The organism is Paenisporosarcina sp. FSL H8-0542 (assembly GCF_038632915.1).
In the GTDB taxonomy this organism is placed as follows: Bacteria; Bacillota; Bacilli; order Bacillales_A; family Planococcaceae; genus Paenisporosarcina.
In genome coordinates, this window is record NZ_CP152050.1 from 2957005 (window position 1) to 2974458 (window position 17454).

17 protein-coding genes and 1 riboswitch are annotated in these 17454 nt (G+C 41.3%); of the genes, 1 reads left to right on the forward strand and 16 read right to left on the reverse strand.

Annotation, left to right across the window (positions count from 1 at the left end; all coding sequences use genetic code 11):
• Positions 1-192 precede the first annotated feature (192 nt).
• The 16 genes from MHH33_RS14860 to MHH33_RS14935 all read right to left on the reverse strand — a co-directional run bounded on the left by MHH33_RS14860 (position 193) and on the right by MHH33_RS14935 (position 15600).
• Positions 193-2340 carry a heterodisulfide reductase-related iron-sulfur binding cluster gene (locus tag MHH33_RS14860; RefSeq protein WP_016428293.1) on the reverse strand — a complete coding sequence of 716 codons (2148 nt, stop codon included), beginning with the start codon at positions 2338-2340 and terminating at the stop codon, positions 193-195.
• A 274-nt stretch (positions 2341-2614) separates the two neighbouring features.
• Positions 2615-3295, reverse strand: a complete 681-nt coding sequence (locus tag MHH33_RS14865) for a hypothetical protein (protein WP_016428294.1) — start codon at positions 3293-3295, stop codon at positions 2615-2617.
• On the reverse strand, positions 3292-3771 hold the full coding sequence (locus MHH33_RS14870; protein ID WP_342542178.1) for an ECF transporter S component: 480 nt from the start codon (positions 3769-3771) through the stop codon (positions 3292-3294). Before MHH33_RS14870 ends, MHH33_RS14865 begins: the two co-directional genes overlap by 4 nt.
• A 3-nt stretch (positions 3772-3774) precedes the next feature.
• Complete coding sequence (locus MHH33_RS14875) at positions 3775-4365, reverse strand: cob(I)yrinic acid a,c-diamide adenosyltransferase (RefSeq protein ID WP_016428296.1); 591 nt, start codon at positions 4363-4365, stop codon at positions 3775-3777.
• A gap of 32 nt (positions 4366-4397) precedes the next feature.
• Positions 4398-4796 (reverse strand): bifunctional adenosylcobinamide kinase/adenosylcobinamide-phosphate guanylyltransferase, encoded by a 399-nt coding sequence (locus MHH33_RS14880; protein WP_342542179.1) that lies wholly within the window; start codon positions 4794-4796, stop codon positions 4398-4400.
• Positions 4739-5344, reverse strand: a complete 606-nt coding sequence (locus MHH33_RS14885; RefSeq protein WP_342542180.1) for a histidine phosphatase family protein — start codon at positions 5342-5344, stop codon at positions 4739-4741. The genes MHH33_RS14880 and MHH33_RS14885 overlap by 58 nt, the downstream gene beginning before the upstream one ends.
• A complete protein-coding gene (gene cobS, locus MHH33_RS14890; protein WP_342542181.1) occupies positions 5317-6072 on the reverse strand; it encodes an adenosylcobinamide-GDP ribazoletransferase in 756 nt (251 codons plus the stop codon). The genes MHH33_RS14885 and cobS overlap by 28 nt, the downstream gene beginning before the upstream one ends.
• Positions 6069-6902: a cobyric acid synthase gene (locus MHH33_RS14895; RefSeq protein WP_016428300.1), complete on the reverse strand. Its 834-nt coding sequence runs from the start codon at positions 6900-6902 to the stop codon at positions 6069-6071. The genes cobS and MHH33_RS14895 overlap by 4 nt, the downstream gene beginning before the upstream one ends.
• Positions 6903-6914: 12 nt before the next feature.
• Positions 6915-7481, reverse strand: coding sequence for a bifunctional adenosylcobinamide kinase/adenosylcobinamide-phosphate guanylyltransferase (locus tag MHH33_RS14900; protein ID WP_016428301.1), 567 nt, complete (start codon positions 7479-7481; stop codon positions 6915-6917).
• Positions 7463-8533 carry an aminotransferase class I/II-fold pyridoxal phosphate-dependent enzyme gene (locus MHH33_RS14905; RefSeq protein WP_342542182.1) on the reverse strand — a complete coding sequence of 357 codons (1071 nt, stop codon included), beginning with the start codon at positions 8531-8533 and terminating at the stop codon, positions 7463-7465. The genes MHH33_RS14900 and MHH33_RS14905 overlap by 19 nt, the downstream gene beginning before the upstream one ends.
• Positions 8520-9476, reverse strand: coding sequence for an adenosylcobinamide-phosphate synthase CbiB (gene cbiB / locus MHH33_RS14910; RefSeq protein ID WP_342542184.1), 957 nt, complete (start codon positions 9474-9476; stop codon positions 8520-8522). The genes MHH33_RS14905 and cbiB overlap by 14 nt, the downstream gene beginning before the upstream one ends.
• Before the next feature lie 2 nt (positions 9477-9478).
• On the reverse strand, positions 9479-10945 hold the full coding sequence (locus MHH33_RS14915; protein ID WP_342542185.1) for an adenosylcobinamide amidohydrolase: 1467 nt from the start codon (positions 10943-10945) through the stop codon (positions 9479-9481).
• Between the two features lie 2 nt (positions 10946-10947).
• Positions 10948-11943 (reverse strand): iron ABC transporter permease, encoded by a 996-nt coding sequence (locus MHH33_RS14920; protein WP_342542186.1) that lies wholly within the window; start codon positions 11941-11943, stop codon positions 10948-10950.
• Positions 11936-12904, reverse strand: coding sequence for an ABC transporter substrate-binding protein (locus MHH33_RS14925; protein WP_342542187.1), 969 nt, complete (start codon positions 12902-12904; stop codon positions 11936-11938). The genes MHH33_RS14920 and MHH33_RS14925 overlap by 8 nt, the downstream gene beginning before the upstream one ends.
• Before the next feature lie 144 nt (positions 12905-13048).
• A riboswitch (cobalamin riboswitch) is annotated at positions 13049-13238 on the reverse strand.
• A 275-nt stretch (positions 13239-13513) separates the two neighbouring features.
• Positions 13514-15181, reverse strand: coding sequence for an arginine--tRNA ligase (argS, locus tag MHH33_RS14930; RefSeq protein WP_342542188.1), 1668 nt, complete (start codon positions 15179-15181; stop codon positions 13514-13516).
• Positions 15178-15600 (reverse strand): DUF1934 domain-containing protein, encoded by a 423-nt coding sequence (locus tag MHH33_RS14935; RefSeq protein WP_342542189.1) that lies wholly within the window; start codon positions 15598-15600, stop codon positions 15178-15180. Before MHH33_RS14935 ends, argS begins: the two co-directional genes overlap by 4 nt.
• A 566-nt stretch (positions 15601-16166) precedes the next feature.
• Here MHH33_RS14935 and MHH33_RS14940 point away from each other — a divergent pair.
• Entirely contained in the window at positions 16167-17258 is a 1092-nt protein-coding gene (locus MHH33_RS14940; protein WP_342542190.1) for a diguanylate cyclase, read from the forward strand.
• The last annotated feature ends 196 nt before the right edge of the window (positions 17259-17454 follow it).

Consider the following 17454-nt stretch of genomic DNA (forward strand, 5'->3'; position numbering starts at 1 on the left):
AGAAACTATTTGCTCCTGCGGTTACTCGTCGCAGAAACTATTTGCTCCTGCGGTTACTCGTCGCAAATAAAAAACTCTTCGAGTTTTTTATTGACTGAACGCTCGCTCGACTTTACTTCAAACGAAAAGGGAGTGCTACGACTCCCTCTTTGATTTGATTTTATTGTATCGAATATTTACTAATTTATCAATCTATTGAAGGATTGGTTCTTCTTCTTCCACTTCTACTGGAGGCATGTAGTCTCCGAGTACAGAACGTTCTAGTAATTCTGCGATGTCGTATGTGCCTACTGTTTCTTCTACTTCTTTAGCTTTCGTTCCATCGGATAGCATTGTTAAGCAGTAAGGACATCCGGATGAAATCATGGTTGGGTTGACGGCAAGTGCTTGCTCTGTACGTGCTACGTTCACACGGTTCCCTACATGTTCTTCCATCCACATCATGCCGCCTCCAGCTCCACAGCACATGCCTGTTTCGCGGTTACGTTCCATTTCCACAAGTTTGACGCCTGGGATTGCTCGCAGGATTTCACGTGGTGGATCGTATACGTCGTTGTAACGTCCTAAGTAACATGAATCATGGAACGTGATGGTTTCATTGATTGTATGCTGCGGTTTCAAGCGACCTTGTTGTACAAGGTCAAACAGCATTTCGGTATGGTGAAGGACTTCTCCATTCCATCCGAAGTCTGGGTATTCGTTTTTAAAGATATTGTATGCATGCGGATCGATTGTGACAATCTTCGTTACGCCTGCTTTTTCGAACTCGGAAATATTTGATCCGGCAAGTTCCTGGAATAGGAATTCATTTCCTAAACGACGTGGTGTATCGCCAGAGTTCTTTTCTTTGTTTCCTAGAATAGCGAATTTCACGCCTGCTTCGTTCATTAAACGAGCGAAGGCCAAGGCGATTTTTTGTGAACGGTTGTCAAATGAACCCATCGAGCCCACCCAGAACAAGTATTCAAATTCTTCACCAGCTTTAGAAACTTCTTTCACTGTTGGAATGTGCACGTCTGGACGTGCGTCACGCCAGTTTTCTTTTTCTTTACGGTTAAGCCCCCAAGGATTTCCTTGGCGTTCGATGTTTGTCATCGCACGTTGAGCATCTCCGTCCATACGTCCTTCTGTCATGACTAAGTAACGGCGAAGGTCGATGATGTGGGATACGTGTTCGATCATTACTGGACATTGGTCTTCACAGTTACGACAAGTAGTACACGCCCAAAGCTCTTCTTCTGTAATAACGTCCCCGATTAATGCTGGGTTATAAATATCTTCGATGACTGCTCCATCCACACGAGCTGCCACTGCCAATTGATTTCCTTGCGTATTGGCGAAGGCCATTGCAGGAACCCATGGTTTTTGTTGCGTCAATACAGCACCTGTATTTGTTAAATGGTTACGTAGTTTTGTAATTAAGTCCATCGGTGACAGCATTTTGCCTGTTCCTGTAGCTGGACACATATTCGTACAACGTCCACATTCTACACAAGCATATAAGTCGATCAATTGCTTTTGTGATAAATCTTGAATTTTACCAACACCGAATGACGCTTCTTCTTCCGATTCTTCATCTTCAGCTTCTTCAAAATTAATTGGACGAAGTTTTCCGACGTTATCCGTACGGTTGAAGTACGTATTTGCAGGTCCTGTAATCAAGTGGAAATGCTTCGATTGAGGCACGTACACTAAGAATGTAAGCAGGAATAGCAAATGAACCCACCACATGATATAGAAAATCGTAATGGCTGCTGTTTCAGGCAGGAATCCAAAAATCGTTGCGATAGAAGATGCAACTGGCTCCGCCCATGTCGCTGCGTGATCATGCCAGATCATTCCCATGCCGTTTCCGACTAATACGGAAACCATCAAACCGCCGATGAATATAAGAACTAGTCCTGATTTCCATCCACGTTTCAAACGCACCAATTTTTCTATGTAGCGACGGTAGAATGCCCACACGACCGCAACAAGAATCATCAGTGTGACGACTTCCTGGAAGAATGTGAATGCAGGATACAATGGCCCTAAAGGTAAATGTGACCCAGGCTTCAAGCCTTTCCAGATGAAATCGATTGCCCCAAATTGTACAAGAAGAAATCCGTAGAAGAACATCACATGGATGATTCCGCTTTTCTTATCCTTCAATAATTTCTTTTGACCAAATACATTGACCATAATTTTTCGCATACGCTCTTTGAAGTTATCTTCAAACTCCTCTTTCTTGCCGAGTTTGATGTATTCATAGCGTGTCTTCAGCAAATAAGTAAAAAGACCAACTGCGTAAGCGGTTACAACTAAGAATAAAAACCAGTTTGCAATTAATAACGGGTTCATCGCTCTCTCCCCTTCCCTTTGTTAAACAATAGTTAATCTTTCTAATGACATAGTTTAGTAGATTGATGGATTATTGTCGATGTTAAGTTATAGTTTAAAACTGAATGAGCATTCAGTCAATAGGAAATATTAGAAGTTTTCAGTGAAATGAATATCCTCCAAATCTAAAAATGAGGTGTCACCATTCATTAGCAGAACATACTAAGTAGCTATATCTTAGCTTCCTTTTACTAAAAACTGGAAAGAAAAAAATCCTTCAGCTGTGTCTGAAGGATTAATGATTTATCGTTAATTCTCTCAATTCATTACCAAAATGAATTGATGCTCGCTCGATTGATTCTTTTTTGACACCAACTAAAACGACAGTACAAGGTCCAGCTGACTTTTCGACATCCACATCCGAATGAACAAATAGTTTATCATTTGCAAACAGAATCCTGACCTCTTCCTGAATCCCTTTTGATCCGACTGGCCAGATAGACGTCACAAAACCACCATCTATTGCTAACTTCACTTTTTTCAAGTCAGCTATGACTTTAGAATTCTCAAGTACTTCATTACCCACAAAGGGTTGGCCATAAATAAACCAAGTAACATCACTCTTAAAAACTTCTCTGCAATGACCAATCATTGTAACTGACATAGCGGATTGTAAAAGGTCCATATTAGTTTCACTACTGCCTGTTACTAAAATACGCTCTAAATCTAAGTCTTTCAGGATTCGATTAACACCTTGAACATAACCTTGCCATGCAGCTTCACCTGAAAAGTTGTGGATAATTACAGATTCCACTTGGGCATTTGCAGCCCACTGTTCGAGTAATGCTACACGAGCTGCAAAATAACTGACGACATCATTTGGTGCAAATACAAGATCGGCTTGTTTTTCACCTATACCTCCAGAGTTATCAGTTGTAACGACAAATCCGTTAGCCAATTTCAGCGCATTTCTCATTTAACAACGACTCTCTGAAATAGTCGCTTCATTACTGGTTCTAATAAAAATGCAATGACTGCATTTAAACATGAAGCAAGTAATAATGATGGCACAGCTCCATAGAAAAAAGCAGGACTAATCAAAAAGTAAAATGGTAGCGGAGCAATTACGCTATTAGCTAAAATGAAAAAAAGCCATTTCCATCTAATCCATCCTTTTTGATGAAGTACTGCAAAAATCCACAGTATCCCAAACATTTCTACTGCAATTAATGCATGAAATGGTCCTAATGGCATTCCTATTGATAAAGCAGACACTAAATGACCGACCGATGCCGCTATTCCTGAAAATACAGGTGGTAAAATTGCAATGGAAACTAACGCAGGCACTGCGTCTAAAGCTGCCGAACCGATTCCCACAGGTAATTTGACGAGCGCACCAATCGCACATAAAGTTGCAACCATAGCGGTTACTGTTATTAAACGAACATTCATCGATTATTCCTCCACTTTTTTCGCTCGTCCACCATTTCTAAAAACTTTTGCAGAACGCACGTATTCGTTGTCTGGTACGTTGACCCGCGAGTTGGCTACTCGTGAAGCAGCAAACAAATAGTCTGACAAGCGATTCAAATAACGTTGCACTACAGTAGGTATGTCTTCTTCTACTTTCATCAAGGTCACCATTTGTCTTTCAGCACGACGTGTTACAGTTCTCGCGATATGCAGAGTTGCGGCAGCTGGTGATCCTCCTGGTAAAATAAATCGTTCGAGCATTGGCGGTTCTTCCATTAGTTCATCAATTCGTTTCTCTAATACTTCTACTGGCTCTTCTGTCATTTTATATGTCCGATTTGGCTTGACGTTTGCTAAATCTCCGCCACAATCGAATAATTCATTTTGAATTGCTTCTAAGTCTGTAAGCAAGTCCGTGAAAATGGTTGGATCTAGTTCTGTCATTGCTTTGCCAATAAACGAATTCACTTCATCAATTGTTCCATAAGTTTCAACTCGTGGATCATCTTTATCTGCGCGTGCCCCAATTAAACTTGTTTGTCCTTTGTCTCCAGTTCGTGTATATATTCTCAACTTGATTGTCCCCCTTGAAGTGATTTGAAGTGCTATTTTAATGATTCAGTTAAGCCATACCAAATACGTGTAACGTTTGTTGCTTCTTTGAAAATCTGTTGGCATAACCTGCCAAATCGATCTCGAAGTTCACGTGTTTCGGCTTCGATTGGTACTATTCCACGTCCGTTTTCTGTCACAATCAATATGACATCACTTTGTGCGCGATATGTATTTAATGTTTTCATGAAATCTTGAATGACCCGTTCTTCTGGACTGTTTATATGATGCTCAACAAAAGCTTCCACCCCAGCAAGAACGATTGTCTGAGCGTTCGCTTTTGGCAAGTCCTTATTATCTGCACATTCAATCCATTGCACTTCTTGTTCAACTACTAGTTGTCTGACATACGCTCGCTTGCCGTTATTCGCTCCACCGATATAGACTTGCATCTTCTTTCCTCCTCAAAGCTCTTACGACTGTCCCAGTGTAATGTCCATTTGTCCCCGTGTTTGACATCCCTTGACCAAAAATCACGCACATCTGGTGCAAACTTATGGAGCACAATACGAATAGGTCCACCATGTGTTACTACAACTGGATGATTGCAAGGAATACTTTTTAGACCAATTAGAACGCGTGTAGCCATCTGGTGTAAAAACTCACCGTTTGGAGGGGATATTTCATCTGGATTAGACACCCACTTTTGATAGTTGGCATCTTCCTTTAAGTCCTCATAAGTCTTTAGCTCCCAGTCACCAAAGGACATCTCACGAAAAGCTGGTGAACTTTGGTAGGATGATTTAGGATAAAAAATGGAAGCTGTTTGATGGCACCGTATTAGGTCACTTCCGTAAATAATCTCCGGGGACAAAATCCCTTGAATATCTACATATGACAACTGGTTAATTGATTCGTCACTCCAACCGATGTAGCGTCTTTCAACATTCGCTAAGGTCGGCAGATGCCGTATTAAAGTAAGACGAAAATCAACAGCCATAATATCACTTCCATCCCTTCAACGAAAGCACCTGAGACATCTCCCGTGACTCCTCCGAAATGTTTTTTCGTCCAAAGTTTATATGCATGTGCACAAATTAACAGAGCAACAAGTGTGGTGATGGCAAATAACATTTCCACACCGACAATAACGATAAATCCAAGGCCTATAGCAATTGAAATGAATGTCGCTGTGAGTAACATTCTGTGGTCATAACGTTTTTTAAAGAAAGCTGCCAATCCTTTATCCTTTGCTTCAGGTGTAATGAGAAAGTAGTAAACCATTGTTGCTCTCGCTAAAAACGGGTTAACCACTAACCACTCCCACTTCATCCCGTTTTGCGTAATTATCTCTGCAAGCAAAACGATTTTTCCCACAATAAGGAATAGTAAAGCCATTGTGCCAAAAGCACCAATCCGTGGATCGTCTAATATTTCATGGCGTTTATCTTGGTTACGATAAGAAAAAAAGGCATCACTCGTATCAGCAAATCCATCCAGATGCAGTCCACCTGAAAGCACAATACCGATTAACACGATGGTAAATGCTAAAAAAAGAGGACTTACATCAAGATACAACCAAACAATTGAAGTGATCAGCCCGAATGCCCCCCCTATCCAGGGGAGAGTGGCAAACATCATCGTTACTGATTTCCGATTCATATTCAGTTCTTTATTAATTGGGATAATGGTAAAAAATTGTAGAGCAAGCAATACCCCGCGTATCATGGTAGCTTCACCATATTCTTTATTTTTTCCCAATCTAAATGGGATGCAACATGAAGAGCCCATTCATCATATTTATCTTCACCAGACTTGTTTGAAATTGAATCATGTTGAGTAATATAAGAATCTTCCTCTTCAATTTCGTGGTTATCCATAAATGGAATAACGCCGAGAACTGGAATTCCTGTGTAGGACTCAATAAATGATACGCCCTCCTGAAACAATTCCTTATCTCCACGAAACTTATTAATAATGATCCCCTTTACTCGATCCCGATGATTTGAAGACAATAATTCCAGAGTCCCAACGATTGTTGCAAAAACTCCACCACGTTCAATATCAGCAACAAGCAATACTGGCACATCCGCTAAATCAGCAATTTTCATATTGACAAGTTCTCGGTCAGTTAAGTTTACTTCTACTGGACTTCCAGCTCCTTCTAACACAACTACATCATAGTGCTCACTCACAAACGAAAGCGATTGTTTGATAACTGTCAAACCATGATCATAAAAAGATTCACGATACGCTACCCCGGACATTTCCTCCACTTTTTCACCTAACAACCATACTTCAGAAGACATATGTCCAGAGGGCTTTAATAAAATAGGGTTCATTTGTGGAAGAGGTTGAACTTTCGCCGCTTCTGCCTGTGCAAATTGAGCGGTACTGATTTCTAATCCATTACCTATTTTTGTAGAAAAGGTCGACATATTTTGAGATTTAAATGGTGCTACATGAAAACCCTCATTTGCAAATAACCGGCAAAGTGCTGTACAGATCATGCTCTTTCCGACGTTAGAAGCTGTCCCTTGTATCATAATACCGTGCATATGTATTCCCCCTTACTTCCACTTCTTTGCTAGTCCATATGTAAGTTCATATGCATAATCACTCTCTTTGACGAGCCACTGGTGGAGCATTCCCAGCCATTGCTGATAGATTACTACATCTGGAATTTTCGAAATAGGCTCATCTAATACTTCATTAGAAATGACGACTACGGTTGTCCCGTTTTTCAGCAACGAACTAATCGTTTCATGGAAACGTCTCTCTTTTTCATGCATGCAGTTTTCACGTTTAAAGCATGGGTCATCCATTGCCCATCCTTCGTACAATTCATTAGCTAACCACGTAGTGATGCAGTCAATCAGAACCCCATCACCAGGTTGGATGGATGGCAGAACTTCTTCTATTTGACGAGGTTGTTCAATCGTCAGCCAGTTGTTTTTATAGTCTTTTCGATCCTGTTGATGTCGTTTGATTCGTTGTTCCATTTCACTGTCGTTGGCAACGCCCGTCGCGAGATAGATTAGTCGCGAACAAGATTGATTCATTAGCCATTCTTCAGCAAAACCCGTTTTTCCACTTCGTACACCGCCAGAGATAAATGTTAGCGTGCCTCGAACCATACTGTTAACTCCTTTTTAAGGATTTCCATATCTTCTGCGGTCTTCATACCAATTCTGTACCATTGACCGTCAAGTCCTTGAAAATTCTCGGTATGTCTTAAAACCAACCCTTGTCTTAAAAAGTATTGGAAAAATTCACTGTCTGGTTGTTGTAACTTAAACAATAAAAAGTTGGCTTGTGATTGTGTTACTTCGCAACCTTTTGCTTTTAGAAAAGCACTCATGTCGAGCAGCATGTTTTTGCTATGAAGAATTGTTTTCTGCCGGAACTCTTCATCTTTTAATACGAGAGAGCCAATTTCAGTTGCTATCCTATTTACATTCCAATGTGGTGCCAGTTGTCGAATTTCTTTGACTATGGAAGGGGCTGCTGCCATGTATCCTAGCCTTAGACCAGGCATTGCGTACATTTTTGTCATTGAGCGAACAATAATCAAATGACTAAAATTTATGTCAGAAATTAATGATGATTGTTCTGAAATGAAATCAATGAAGGCTTCGTCCAATACGATGTCACAGTTTACTTTTTTCGCGTATTCTACTAAATCCACTAACACTTTGCGTTTTAGCAATGTGCCAGTTGGGTTATTCGGTGTACATAAGTATAGGACTTCGGCTTGTTGCATATGCATTTTCATTTCATCAATCGGGTATTCACCCGTAATGATATCAGTCATGTGCAAGTTCACAATTTCCACTTCGCGTGCTCTTAAAGTCGTTTCATATTCAGAGAAAGTTGGGTGAACGATTATCGCTCGTTTGCCTCTGTACCTTTGTGCAAGCAATGAAAATATTTCTGCGGCTCCATTTGCAACGAAAATGGAGTAAGGCGAGATGTTGTGATACTCAGCGATTGCTGTTCGAAAAGGTTCACCAAGTGGATCTGGATACCCCATCATAAACGGTTGGAATTTGTACCAGTCAGTTTGTATTGAGGTAGGGGGACCGAATGGATTGACGTTTTCACTAAAGTCTATCATTCGTTCGGGAGGATTAATTCCCAAACTTTTATATAGATGATGTGGATTTGCACCATGGTTAGGTAATGCCACTTAAAACACCCCCGATAACCATCATCATTATCCAAAACAGAAATATAGCGATATGCATTTGACGGATTGTATATAAAATATGAATTGCTCGAAGCGGGTTTTCTGAAATTCCCATACGTGGACGGTTAGAAGGAATTCCTTTATACATATTAAGACCTCCCAGTTGCACGCCAAGTTGATAGGCAGTCGCAGCTTCCAAGTACCCACTATTTGGGCTTGGATGCTTTTTGGCATCTTTCCACCAATTAGCTAATCGAGTGCGAAGGGTTTGTTTACTAAAATTTTTTGTCCATGTAAGAATGATATAGCCTGTGACTCTGCTCGGGATATAGTTCAACACATCATCCATTTTGGCAGAAGCATAACCAAAGTCTTGAAACTTCTCATTTTCGTGACCCACCATCGAATCTAAGGTATTCACTGCTTTATATAACCAAAGCCCAGGTGCCCCGAAAAGAAATGCGAAGAAAAGTGGAGCTGTTATCCCGTCACTTGTATTTTCTGAGACAGTTTCTACCACAGCTCGTGTAATTTCTGATTCAGATAACTTTTCAGTATCGCGACCGACAATCCATGATAGTTTCATTCTAGCTTCTTTCAAGTCACCATTAACTAGTGGTTGATAAACGGACATCGCGGCGTCTTTCAAGCTTTTTTGGGCAAACCCTATTGCACACAAAATACTTTCAACAACGATGCCAAAAACAAAGTGAATCTTGTATGCTGTGAACACCAAGGCAAATACGCTAGCGAATGTAACCGCAACAACCGATATCAAAAGGATTATTCCTTTGATTTTTCGATGACGGCCTTTATTCAACAAAGTAGTTAAATTTGTTATTAATCTACCAATCCATCGAACCGGGTGTGTCCAATTGGGTGGATCACCTATTATTCGATCAAGGAGTAAGCCGAAAGTAAGCGCGATGATATGAGCAGACATACTTAAAGTCCTTTCGCTACTTTATAACGTTTGATAGCTAGTGTAGTACACTCAAAAACGCCTCGCCCAATGCATTTCCCTAGCTCTGTAATAGGTCCAGCATACGGTAAAAGATCCCCTTTTTGGGTAGCCGCTATAAGTAAACTGTCCGTGGAGGTTCCAGTTGCAAGTGTATTTGTTATAGAGTCTCTTACATCTTCGTTTTGAAGAGCTTTTGTTTTTGCTTCTGTCGCTGTAATCATAGCTTGAATGAATGCTTCGTCAGATAATTTCCCATTGACAATTATCCAGGTATTAATCGTACCTACATAAAGTTCGTCTTCGCGGTCAAATGCTTTTGACACATCCACTGCATTTCCTACGCCCGCTGTAACGGCAATGATAATGGATCCAAAAGTTCCACCATACTCTTCAATGACCACATGTTTCGTTTGAACAGCCGTCATCATTCCCACTGTATCTGTTGTCGGAAATCCTTGTGCTTGCAGATAATCAAACATCTCGTTTGTGCTATCGTCACATTCATAATCAGCTTTCACATGACGATTAACAAACGTACGGTACCAACCAAACCCCGGATTTACAACTGCTGATGATACTGTTTTTAATGGGAAGTTTGCTTGCATGACCACATACTCATTTGACACAGCAAAATGGTCTTTCTTAATGATGTGCTCTTCCTGCAATTCACTCAAATTTGGCAATAATGTAATTTGTGGTTTCGGTTGTTCTGGATGTGGGTGGCTTCTTACCCGAGCTTTGTAGACACTTTCTAGCTGTTTTTGTTTTAGTACCGCATGCGGTTCACCAATTATTTTCACTTCGCCATCTTCCATTAATAACAACCGATCGCAATACAAGGAAGCTAAATTTATGTCATGAAATACTGAGATGATTGTTAATCCATTCTTAGTGGCTTGCATTCTAATCGTGTCCAACAATTGTTGTTGATGTGCAATGTCTAAATGGTTTGTTGGCTCATCCAGTAATAACACTTTTGCTTGCTGTGCAAGTGCTTGCGCCACAAAAACACGTTGTTGTTCTCCTCCAGAAAGCTGATCGAGATAGACATGCTCATACATTTTCACGTCGGTTAGCTGCATTGCATCTTGAATTGCTTGCTCGTCTTTCTCAGACCAAGATGAAAAGAATCCACTTTGATGAGGGTATCTCCCCAGAGAAATCGTGTCTCGCACTGTATATGAAAAAGCATTTGCGTGTAATTGAGGTAACACAGCCATATGCTTAGCGAGTTCTTTTGTAGTATATGTTTCGATTGGTTTGCTACCTAATTTGACCGTACCTGCTTTCAAAGGAAGTACACCACTAATGATTTTCAGTAAGGTCGACTTTCCACTCCCATTTGGACCTAATATCCCAAGAACTTCCCCTTTAACAACATGAAAAGACACGTCTTTTACAACCGGTGAGTCGTGATAACCACCTGTTAATCCTTCGACTTTTAGCATGATTACGCACCCACCTTTCTTCGTTGTTTCCAAAAAATAAACGCAAACACTGGTGCACCAATGAAGGCTGTAATTACGCCTATTGGTAGCTCAGACGGTGAAATTATGGTTCGCGACACTAAGTCACAAATAATGAGTAATGAAGCACCATTTATAAATGATAAGGGTAATACATGACGATGATCCGATCCCCACAACATACGTGTCATATGTGGAACGACGAGACCAACAAAGCCAATGGTTCCAGAAACCGATACCGCAGCACCAGTTAAAATCGAACCTCCTGTTAAAATCATCATTTTACGTCGTTTCACATTTACACCTAAATGCATGGCACGTTCCTCGCCAAAAACTAATGCATTAAGCTCGCGTCGATTTAGCCATAATAGTAAAAAACCGATCGTCATAAACGGTAATGCCATTGTGACATAGGGCCAACCTCGCATTGACACACTACCAAGCAACCAGCCAATAATTTGACGGAGCTCTTCACCTGAAAGTGAAATCATAAGAGAGATGACAGATCCCAAAAATGCACTAAATATTATTCCTGTGAGAATGATCGTTTCCATCTTCATCGCGCGGTCTATGAGCTTGGCAAAACTCATAACAGTAACCATAGTTAAAAAAGCACCGAGCATACTGAAAACTGGCAATGTGAACAAGCCTAGAAAGGGTACAGAAATTCCGAAAAAGAGTGTCACCACGGCGCCAACTGAGGCACCGGACGACACTCCTAACGTATATGGATCCGCTAATGGATTTTTCAACAATCCTTGGAAAGCTGCTCCCGCTATAGCAAGTGATGCACCAACTAAACCAGCTAGCACAACACGAGGTATGCGAATATTCCAAAGTATGTTTGATGCAGCTTCATCCATGTCAGGATTCCACAAGACTTGCACAGGAATCGAAACCGATCCAGCCGTTACCCCAACCAGCACAGCAGCAATCAGTACGAATACAGAAGCTACATAGGCAAACCAGGTTTTATTCACTGAAGACCTCAGGATGAATTGCTTTTGCCAATTCTAATAAGCCTTCTGTTAAACGAGGACCTTGACGACTTGTCGTATCACCATCCACATCCATTACTGCCTTGTTTTTCACAGCTGTAACTGTACCAAAACCTTCACGAGCCAAAACTTGCTCCGCTGCATCTGGTACATAGTTTCCGTAAGTTGTTAATATTACATCCGGATTACGCTTTACAATTTCTTCAGGGTCCATCATGATCCAACCTTCTAGATCTGATGCAATATTTTCTGCGTTCAATATTTCGATCATTTCGTTCATAAATGTGTTTTTACCTGCTGTATAAATTTCTGGAGCTGGAGATATTTCCGCAAATACTTTTTTCTTCGTTTCAATGGTTGAAGCCTTTTCTTGAATCGTTGCTACTTCATCCTTCATTGTTTGTACCATTTCTTCAGCTTCTTTAATCTTACCTGTCGCTTGGCCAATAGTAGCCATCGTGTCATACACTTCATCAAAACTTACTGCAGATTTCACAACATACACGTTTAACCCTGCATCACGCAATTGTTTAATTCCAGCCTCACCTACTCCGAGACCTGATTCATGTGCAAGTACTAAATCTGGATTTAAAGAAATAATTTTTTCTACATTAAATTCTTGTCCACCAATTTTTTCTTTAGAAGCAACTTCTTCTGGGTAGTTATCGTAATCCGAAACTCCCACTACTTCTTCTTCTAAGCCAAGAGCATACAAAATTTCTGTATTGCTTGGAATCATTGAAACGATTGCTTTTGGTGCTTCTTCCAATGTGATTTCATTATCAGTGACATCCTTAATTGTTAGAGGAAATTGGGAAGCCTCTTGTCCAACTTCTGTCTCTTGTGTTTTGCTGTCTGCAGGTTTTGCTTCTTCCTGCCCACATGCTGTTAATAATATCGCTGCAAGCGCAGTTGCGAGCCATAATTGCCAAATCTTTTTCATTGTTGATTTCCTCCTTGATGTTTATGTTTATGTTTTTGGACACAAAAAAATCCTCCGCTTTTTGTCGGAAGATGGTTGGTTGAATTTAGGCTTTTGCTAAAATGAGCACGAGCTGATTCACACCATTCCTATCCTCGTAGGGTTGCGGGTGTTGCGCACGTAGGCAGGTCTCCTGGCTTGTGATCAGTGGTTGGCGCGTCTTCCCAAAGCTAAGTTTGCTTCAGTGACTTGATGCGCTTCCTCTCACATACAGTGGCGGGACCGCGTCGGATTTGAACCGACTTCCCTTTTAACTCTGCGATTGAAGCAGAGCACCTTCGTGTTGGGGCTATGTAATTCATTTTTCATTATACAGGATTTCTGATGGGTGTCGAGAAGGTTTTTGTGGGTGACTCGGATTGCGTGAAATTGAAGATTTCTCCATTTCGAGGGTGGAAATCTGGAATTCAAGTTGCGTTATCTGCATTTCATGAGGCTTTATCTCGAATTCGAATACGTTTATCTAGATTTCGCATTCACTTATCTGAATTTCGTTAAATTTGCATGCGGTGCCGGGCACCAAAAAAGCCATTCCACATCTTTCGAGTGAAATGGCTTTGGTTATTAAAATTACATTTTTTCAGGTGCGCTTACACCAATCAGACGTAGGGCATTTGCGATAGTTGTGCGGACTGCCGTAATAAGGGCAAGACGTGCACGTGTCATGTCTTCGTTCGTTGCATCCAATACTTTTTCTGCATTGTAGAAACTATGGAAGGTTGCTGCAAGTTCTTGGATGTATGTCGCAACGCGGTGTGGTGAGCGGATTTTCGCTGCATCAGCCACAACTTGCGGGAAGTCACCCATTTTCTTCAGAACATCTATTTCTTTTTCAGCTTGCAATAAATCCAATTGAGCATCCGAAGCACTGAATCCTTGCTCTTCAGCAGAACGTAAAATCGAGCTGATACGCGCGTGTGCATACTGTGCATAATACACAGGATTTTCATTTGATTGTGAGACAGCTAAATCTAAATCGAAGTCCATATGTGAATCGCCAGAACGCATCGCGAAGAAGTAACGAACAGCATCCAAACCAACTTCTTCAACAAGTTCACGCATCGTGACGGCTTTACCAGTACGTTTACTCATCTTCATTTTTTCGCCGTCTTTATACAATTGAACCATTTGAATAATGCTTACTTCAAGCGTATCGCGATCATATCCAAGTGCTTGGATTGCCGCTTTCATACGTGGGATGTAACCATGGTGGTCCGCTCCCCAAATGTTGATTAATTTATCAAAACCGCGTGCAATTTTGTCTTCATGATATGCAACATCAGGTGTTAAGTAAGTGAATGAACCGTCGTTTTTAATCAGCACGCGGTCTTTGTCATCGCCAAATGTTGTCGAACGGAACCAAGTTGCGCCTTCTTCTTCAAATACGTGACCATTCGCACGTAATTTATCCAAAGCGACTTCAATCTTGCCGTTTTCGTATAGAGAAGTTTCTGAATACCACTCATCAAAGTTAACACGGAAATCAGCTAAATCTTTTTGAAGTTTTGCAAGTTCCACTTTTAGACCATGTGAACGGAAGAATGCAAAGCGTTCTTCAGCAGACATCTGAAGCAATGCATCGCCATGCTCGCTTGCCATCTCTTTTGCGATATCAATGATATCTTGACCGTGATAGCCATCTTCAGGCATGTCAGCATCTTGACCCAATGCTTGCTTGTAGCGCGCTTCCAATGAATGTGCCAAGTTGTTGATTTGGTTCCCGGCGTCATTGATATAGTATTCACGTGACACGTCATAGCCTGCAAAATCCAATACATTACATAATGAATCTCCGACTGATGCACCACGGGCATGCCCTAAATGCAAATCACCTGTTGGATTCGCCGAAACGAACTCCACTTGAATTTTTTCACCAGCGCCAGCTTTTGAACGGCCATAATCAGCACCTTGTTCCAAGACAGCTTTCACCACGTCCGCCAAGTAATCTTTGCGAATTGAGATGTTAATAAATCCTGGACCGGCAATTTCGATTTTCTCGATAACTGTGCCAGTTGTATCAAGGTTTTCCAAAATAGCTTCAGCAATAGCACGAGGTGGCTTCTTCGCAAGCTTCGTCAGCTGCATCGCAATGTTTGTAGCGTAATCACCATTCGCTTTATCACGTGGGGATTCCAAATGAATGCCAGGCATTCCTTCTGAATCAGTTAATTCGGCTTTCAATATAGCTTTCTGTAATGCTTCTTTAATGGATTGTTGAACTTGTTCTACTGCGTTCATTGCGATCCCTCCGTGTAATGAAATTCAAGTGTGTATTCGCCAACGGGTTGCCCGCTCACGTCTAAATCATATTGAACGACAAAATGGCCGTCGTGTTCATTTTGCTCAAACGTCATCTGCCGTGTATTGGTTGTCACCATCAACATGCCATATTCGCTATCGTAACTGCCTGTCTGCTCTGAGTCCTTAATAAAAGGGAGACGCATATTAATTCCGCCGCTTCGCAGTACCAGGGCTTCGGTTTCACCCATTTTGACAGTGGTGTTCACATCTTTGTCATCTTGAACTTCCGCATATTTTAAATAGGATGTCTCATCTTTTTCAATCAAAGTGCCATTTGCCCATAATTCATAGATTTCCGGTTCTTCATTAGGTTGCCGGATGGTCGTTTTTAACCTTACTTTTACTTTTGTATTCATAACAAGTCCACCCGCTTCCTTGTGATTTTGTTTAATTTCCTTACCAAGGAAATGCTTTTACGCTTTTCTATGTCTAGCTTCAAGCGCCAGGCCGCACCTAAGCTTCAGTTCCTCAGGCGAAAGTGAACTTTCGCATCGAACCTTCCAGCGCCGGCGTCGACCTAAAACGGCGCTTTACGCTTTTCTATGTCTAGCTTCAAGCGCCAGGCCGCACCTAAGCTTCAGTTCCTCAGCGAAAGTGAACTTTCGCATCGGACCTTCCTGCGCCGGCGTCGACCTAAAACGGCGCTTTACGCTTTTCTATGTCTAGCTTCAAGCGCCAGGCCGCACCTAAGCTTCAGTTCCTCAGGCGAAAGTGAACTTTCGCATCGGACCTTCCAGCACCGGCGTCGACCTAAAACGGCGCTTTACGCTTTTCTATAACCTTTTTATTATAAGTGATTTATATACTTTATTTCAAATGTCGTTTTAAAGGACATCGATATTGTAATAATTTGTTAAAATTTACTTAATCGTTTTTTTAGGTATGTTATACTAACGCTAGAATTTCTCACGGAGGAAAAGTCATGCTTTTCGAATTACTTATTAACTTTTGTATTTTATTCACTTTCGCGGTTTTGTCCTATTGGCCCTTCCAAGATGTTGTGCGATCGAATTTCCCTTTCCCGAAAACACATCCTTATATCATTGGAATTATTGCTGGATTGGCTGGTTTTATCTTAATGGAATCCGCTGTCAATCTGTCTGATTTGATTATACTTGATGCAAGACACGTAGTAATTGTGATTTCTGGAATTTTTGGCGGACCGATTGCTCCTATCATCAGCGGACTGATTATTGGTGTGACACGGATGTTTATCCTGGAGGAATTCACTACGACTGGAATTCTTGCAGGATTGAACGTTATCCTCATGGGAATTGTGATTGGGGCGTTCAGTTTTAAATATAGGATGACATTTAGAAATGCTCATCTTTATTTTTATTATGCAACTGCTCAAACTGCTCTTTTAATCGTCTATATCATGTATCCAGCATTGAATAACGTTCACGAAGTCCTGTACTATATCATTTATTCCGCCTTTTCATTCTTTACTGTACTGTTCATTTTAATCGAATTAAACGAGCATTTTAAGAAAATCCGTCATACTGAATTATTATCAGAGACCGATTATCTGACTGGTCTTTATAATAATCGCAAATTCCATCAGCTGACACATTCTTACATTACAGAATCAACCAAGCCTTTCAGCATGATTTCCATCGATATCGATTCTTTCAAAAAAGTGAATGATATTTACGGTCATCCAGCGGGCGATGAAATATTAAGGGAACTTGGCAAGCGTCTGAAGGATCTCGTTTCGGAAAATGAGGGATACGTCACACGAAATGGCGGCGAACAATTTGCCGTATTGATTGCTAATTCCCCTCCTGCAATGGGACTTTATCTAGGTGAACGCATACGCTCCTGTGTGGCAAGCACCCCATTCCTCGTTTCAGATAACCTGGAAGTCTCAATTACGGTATCCGTGGGAGTCAGTTCCTATCCGGATAATGGCTCAACGATTCAGGAACTTTATAGTGCTGCTGATTCAGCTATGTATGAGGCGAAAGCGAACGGACGTAATCGCGTCATTCATTTCACAAATAAAAAAGCGTGATGCTTCTCAGAAATGAGAGCATCACGCTTTTATTATTGTCTAGCTCCAAGCGCCAGGTCGCACCTCCGCTTAGGCCCACAGGATGTGGGTCATGAAGGCGCTCCGACACGAGGCTAGGAACTTAGCCTCCCGGTGTGCCTGCAGTTACTTGGCACACAGTAAACTTTGCTTCCAACTTCGGAGTCGAGCTAGAGTG

Coding starts and splice junctions, on each gene's coding strand:
- MHH33_RS14860 (WP_016428293.1), bottom strand. CDS start 2,340: ATGAACCCGTTATTAATTGCAAACTGGTTTTTATTCTTAGTTGTAACC.
- MHH33_RS14865 (WP_016428294.1), bottom strand. CDS start 3,295: ATGAGAAATGCGCTGAAATTGGCTAACGGATTTGTCGTTACAACTGAT.
- MHH33_RS14870 (WP_342542178.1), bottom strand. CDS start 3,771: ATGAATGTTCGTTTAATAACAGTAACCGCTATGGTTGCAACTTTATGT.
- MHH33_RS14880 (WP_342542179.1), bottom strand. CDS start 4,796: ATGCAAGTCTATATCGGTGGAGCGAATAACGGCAAGCGAGCGTATGTC.
- MHH33_RS14885 (WP_342542180.1), bottom strand. CDS start 5,344: ATGGCTGTTGATTTTCGTCTTACTTTAATACGGCATCTGCCGACCTTA.
- cobS (WP_342542181.1), bottom strand. CDS start 6,072: ATGATACGCGGGGTATTGCTTGCTCTACAATTTTTTACCATTATCCCA.
- MHH33_RS14895 (WP_016428300.1), bottom strand. CDS start 6,902: ATGCACGGTATTATGATACAAGGGACAGCTTCTAACGTCGGAAAGAGC.
- MHH33_RS14900 (WP_016428301.1), bottom strand. CDS start 7,481: ATGGTTCGAGGCACGCTAACATTTATCTCTGGCGGTGTACGAAGTGGA.
- cbiB (WP_342542184.1), bottom strand. CDS start 9,476: ATGTCTGCTCATATCATCGCGCTTACTTTCGGCTTACTCCTTGATCGA.
- MHH33_RS14915 (WP_342542185.1), bottom strand. CDS start 10,945: ATGCTAAAAGTCGAAGGATTAACAGGTGGTTATCACGACTCACCGGTT.
- MHH33_RS14925 (WP_342542187.1), bottom strand. CDS start 12,904: ATGAAAAAGATTTGGCAATTATGGCTCGCAACTGCGCTTGCAGCGATA.
- argS (WP_342542188.1), bottom strand. CDS start 15,181: ATGAACGCAGTAGAACAAGTTCAACAATCCATTAAAGAAGCATTACAG.
- MHH33_RS14935 (WP_342542189.1), bottom strand. CDS start 15,600: ATGAATACAAAAGTAAAAGTAAGGTTAAAAACGACCATCCGGCAACCT.
- MHH33_RS14940 (WP_342542190.1), top strand. CDS start 16,167: ATGCTTTTCGAATTACTTATTAACTTTTGTATTTTATTCACTTTCGCG.